Raw genomic sequence first — 4,877 nt, forward strand, 5'->3', positions numbered from 1 at the left:
TCGGACGGCGATGTTAACACCGCACAAACGCGGTTTAGCACGGCAGCAGAGGCTGGCAATCCGGTTGCGATGTTCAGTTTGGCCCAATTTTTTGATGGACAGGACGCGCCTGATCTTGTCGGCGCCTATGCATGGTCGAGCCTTGCAATCGTGCGCGGCCTCAATGAGGCGGTGGCGTTTCGCGACGCGCTTGAGGCGCGGATGACGCCTGCGGATGTTCTGGCAGGTCAGGCGCAGGCACGCGGCTGGACCGAGGCGAAATTGGCGGACGTTGCCGATGGTGAACAGTAAACGTCCCCTGCGTGATCGATTTTTTGCGCAGGGTTTTGGGTATAATTTCTTGAAATTGCGGATGCGCGTAACCCTACATGAACCGTATTTAAACACAATTTGACACATCATCAAACTGACTGGACACACCATGAGAATGACATCCCCCTTTGCACCAATCCGCCAAACCACACGGTTTCGGGTGACGTCAGCGTCGCGTATGGTTTCGCCCGCAGCCCTTATGGTTGGCCTGTTGGCCGCTATGCCTGCCACAGCGCAGGACGTGACAATTGCGGACGGTCAGACAGTGACAGGCACTGTGACCCTCGCAAACGAGGGCGACGTGTTGATTATTGAGCAAGGCGGCGCGCTTGATATTGCAGAAGGGGATGCGGCGTTCGGGGATGTCGATAATCACGTGTTCACCAATAACGGGACGATCACGGCGGGGGACGATGGCATTGACGCTACCGGCGACAATGCAGAGATCAGCAACAGCGGCGTGATCACGGTGGGGAGCGATGGGATTGTATCTCGCGGCACCGCTGCAATGATCAGCAACAGCGGGGTGATCAATGCGGATGCGGGCGACAATGGAATTTTCTCGACCGGCACCGCTGCCGTGATCAGCAACAGCTGGGAGATCACGGCGGTGGACGATGGCATTGACGCTACCGGCGACGCTGCAGAGATCAGCAACAGCGGCGTGATCACGGCGGATGACGATGGCATTTTCTCTAGCGGCGGCGCTGCAGAGATCAGCAACAGCGGGGAGATCACGGCGGTGGACGATGGCATTGACGCTACCGGCGACGCTGCAGAGATCAGCAACAGCGGCGTGATCACGGCGGATGACGATGGCATTTTCTCTAGCGGCGGCGCTGCAGTGATCACCAACAGCGGAGCGATCACCGCGGTGGACGATGGCATTGATGCTACCGACGCCGCTACAGTGATCAGCAATAGCGGGGAGATCACGGCGGTGGACAATGGCATTGACGCTTCCGGCGACGCTGCAGAGATCAGCAACAGCGGCGTGATCACGGCGGATGACGATGGCATTGAATCTCGCGGCGACAATGCAGTGGTCACCAATAGCGGCGTGATCACGACGCTGGGTGACGAGACCGCTGCAATCAACATGCAAGGTGCAGACGGGCAGCTGACCAACACGGGCCTGTTGTCTGCGGTCAACGGTTTTGCCGTGTCCGGCAACGCAGGCAGCCAGACGGTTGTGCTGGGTACCGGGTCGCAGATCTTGGGCGCGTTTGATCTGGGCGCAGGTGACGACAGTGTCACGATCGCGGGTGCTGACACCTCATCTGTGCTGGCCATGCAGGGGGTGGAAAACATCACCATCGCCGAAGGTATCGCGGGCTTTGTGCAAACTGATGGCGACACCAGCACTGTGACCATCGTCGATCTGACAGGCCCTTCGGTTCTGAATGACGCGGTTGCGCTGCGCAACGCCAGCGCCCACCAGACCCTGAATGCGCAGGTGGGTGATCCACAGTCCGGCACCTCGGGCGCCTGGGCCAGCCTGTTTGGCACCAGCCGTACGCGCGGGGATGACGGTGTGGCACTGGCCTATGACCACAGCTTGGCAGGTGTCATGGCCGGGTATGACACAACAGTGGGGGGCAACCGCCTTGGCTTTGTGGGCGGTGTGTCCAACAGCCAGATCACAACAGAGAGCGACGCGTCTGATATCACAACCGAAAGCCTGTTTGGCGGGGCCTATCTGGGCACCAGGCTGGGACAGCTCGACGTGACAGCCAGCCTGCTGGCCGGTGTGGACAGCTATGACAGTGAACGTCTGGTGCTGGATAATATCGCCGGGTTTGAGGCGGCCACAGGGCAGTTTGACGGCAGCTTTGTCAGTGCAGGCGTGCAGGTTACGGCAGGCAGCTTTACGCTGGGCGGGGTGCAGGTGCAGCCCTCGGCGCTGGCGACCTATACGGCCACATCGTTTGATGCCTACACCGAAGAGGGCACAACCAATGCCAACCTCGACATCGACAGCCGGACCGCCCAAACGCTCACCGCGCGGGGCCAGTTGGAAGCAACCGCAGATCTTTACGGGATTGACGTTGCTTACCGTGTTGGGATCGATGGGCGGTTCAGCAGCGAAGACGACATCACCCTCAGCTTGGGCGACGAAAGCCAAAGCTTTGCCGCCGCCGACAGTGATACCGTTCTGGGCGGCTTTCTGGGGGCGCGGGCAACGTTTGTGCAAGCGGATCAACTGCGTCTGACAGGTGATGTTGAATACGGCTTTGCCGAGGGCGGAGACCAATTCCTCGCCGCCAGCCTCAACGTCAGCTTCTCGTTTTAAGCAACAGACGTGGGCAAGGCAGATGCACCGCCTTGCCCACGCCGCACCGCGTCCGAGTGTTTGGTTTATAGATGAACGGCCCGCCGCTTTGGGTCGAAAAGCAGATCCTAAAACGGTGTCAGCCCGATGACGCATGCTGCGTCCGGCACTGCCGCCGTTCGCATCCAATGTAACCCGAGGCGGATGATTGCAATCCGCTACAGGTACTCGCCTGTAAAGACGCTAGGACAATATGTACGCCCAAAGGGTGACAACAAACTTGTTTTGTGGGGCCATTCCATTGATCGAAGATTCAATACCTGAATATCGGAAGTATAAGGCCGTTTTCGGAAGTCTCGCCCGCGCGGGTTGGGCTGTCGTGCTCGGCGTGGCGGGTGTCACGCCGCAAGCATATGTTACAACCTAGCCGGACAAGTGGTTGGATGAATACAACAGAAACCTCACAGATGCGTTGATGCAAGCATTCGAACTCGGTGCTGCAACAGCACAGGTCGAAATTCCACCGGCCGCGCGAGAATTTTTCAAAGCAGGTGAATATAGACACAGGCTGTTTGCCGAAAAACTTCAAGAGCTGGGGATTGGACCAAGGATTTAACGACACGATCATCAACAAAGCCATCAACCGCGGTGATAAATACGATGATGTGAAATCTAAAATAGCGGCTCTGATAGATCTACCTGTTGAACATCTGTGGCCTGAAATTGAGTGGCAATGACAGGTCGATGTTTACTCTGATCTTCACGTCAAGAAATTGACTTTCTATAAGCTGTGAACTCAAGTTAGGTTGCGACATTTTCTGCTATCCTAGTTTCCGTAATTCTTCAGCGAAGGCCTCTGTTGGTGTCTGCCATCCGAGGCACTTTCTCGGTGTTCCGTTCAGGCGTTCACAAATTGCTTTCATATCGCAATCTGAGAACGTTGAGATCGGCGTGTCTCGTGGCAAGTATCGTCGAGCTCGCTTGTTTAGGTTCTCCACAGATCCTTTCTGCCAAGGGGCCTGCGGGTCACAAAACCACGCCTCGGTTCCTATTCCAGGTTTGAGCTTTCGCCAGCCAGAGAACTCAATCCTACGATCAAAGGTGATTGACTGACGGGCGGTGTGGGGCAGGGGCTCCATGACATTCATTAGCCTTGCAATGAAGTGTTTGGAGCTACGATCATTGTTGCGGAACAGTACGGCGTAGCGCGTTTTGCGTTCGACCAACGACGCCACATTGGTCTTGCCGTGTTCCCGTCTAAAGATCATCAAATCGCCTTCCCAGTCACCAAATACCGAACGATCCTTGACGTGTTCGGGTCTGTTGTGGATCGAGCGTTCCAGCGGGAACATCATGTCACGTAGCGTCCGAGCATAGCGAGGTCTCCGCTTTTTACGACGGTCCGGCAGGTAGCGGGCCAGAGCCTGTGATTGGCCATCCGGACTGTAGACATAAGAATAAATCGTCTCGTGGCTGACGGTTGTGACATGGCCTTCAAATTTCAGACGGCCTGCAATTTGTTCCGGTGACCAACCTTCCTGAAGCCGATCAATCACAGCCTCGCGGAGTTCCGGAATGCGCACCAACTTGCGGCGCCTTGCACGCCGTTCAGCCGCGGATTTCTGTGCAAGCATTCCGTAATAGCCATTCAGCTGCAGAAGCTCGTTATCCTCAAAGAAGTTGCGCTTAATCTCGCGATACACAGTCGCACGGTGACGATTGATCCGACGCGCGATCTCAGTCACGTTCACCTTTCGATGTAACAGGGCTTCAATCGTGCGTCGTTCGGTTAGATTTAACTCGGTGCGTTTCATAAACCGTTCTCCTGACTTTCCAGTAGGATAGAGGAAAAGTCGCTTCCCAGTTTAGAATGTACCCCTAAACATACGCATTATTCGCATAAGGTTCAATATGTTAGAATTTTACCCTTGAAAAGATGACGTGCTAGGGCATGGACCTGCTGCTGTAGGAACGTAATTTTCTAAAGCGGCCGTTCGTGATCTGTGCAGCGAATGAGCAGAACGAGCCCAATGTGTCAGACGCTGCGTGCAGCAGGAATGTCCGTTATCACGCGAAGAGCCCAAAAAATTCAACAAGTGCTGAGGTTTCGAGCGCTAGGCCTGCTTGCTTGACCATTCCAGCGTCAGGGAGGGCGAGGCTGACGCTGACATTATTTCTCGCTGACTTCGATAGCATAATTTCCAAACGACCTAGTTTGCGAACATCGCTTTTCGGCCAAATGTTTGCCGATGTTGGCCAAAGCTGTGGATCGATATTTCAATCGTGCCGCTGA

General features: G+C 55.8%; 3 protein-coding genes and 1 pseudogene. 3 read left to right on the forward strand and 1 reads right to left on the reverse strand.

Annotation, left to right across the window (positions count from 1 at the left end; all coding sequences use genetic code 11):
• The 3 genes and pseudogenes from L0664_RS18380 to L0664_RS18390 all read left to right on the forward strand — a co-directional run.
• Window positions 1–291, forward strand: a pseudogene (locus L0664_RS18380) (hypothetical protein); the annotation flags it as partial.
• A 130-nt stretch (window positions 292–421) separates the two neighbouring features.
• A complete protein-coding gene (locus tag L0664_RS18385) occupies window positions 422–2,605 on the forward strand; it encodes an autotransporter outer membrane beta-barrel domain-containing protein (RefSeq protein ID WP_235227364.1) in 2,184 nt (727 codons plus the stop codon).
• A gap of 530 nt (window positions 2,606–3,135) precedes the next feature.
• On the forward strand, window positions 3,136–3,321 hold the full coding sequence (locus tag L0664_RS18390) for a hypothetical protein (protein WP_235227365.1): 186 nt from the start codon (window positions 3,136–3,138) through the stop codon (window positions 3,319–3,321).
• Between the two features lie 84 nt (window positions 3,322–3,405).
• Here the strand turns inward: L0664_RS18390 and L0664_RS18395 are convergent, their stop codons facing one another.
• Window positions 3,406–4,398: an IS30 family transposase gene (locus L0664_RS18395; protein WP_235227366.1), complete on the reverse strand. Its 993-nt coding sequence runs from the start codon at window positions 4,396–4,398 to the stop codon at window positions 3,406–3,408.
• Between the last annotated feature and the right edge of the window lie 479 nt (window positions 4,399–4,877).

Source organism: Octadecabacter dasysiphoniae (genome assembly GCF_021532615.1).
Classification (GTDB): domain Bacteria; phylum Pseudomonadota; class Alphaproteobacteria; order Rhodobacterales; family Rhodobacteraceae; genus Octadecabacter; species Octadecabacter dasysiphoniae.

Excerpts from the sequence above, each read along its gene's own strand:
- L0664_RS18385 (WP_235227364.1), top strand. The coding sequence starts at position 422 with ATGAGAATGACATCCCCCTTTGCACCAATCCGCCAAACCACACGGTTT.
- L0664_RS18395 (WP_235227366.1), bottom strand. The coding sequence starts at position 4,398 with ATGAAACGCACCGAGTTAAATCTAACCGAACGACGCACGATTGAAGCC.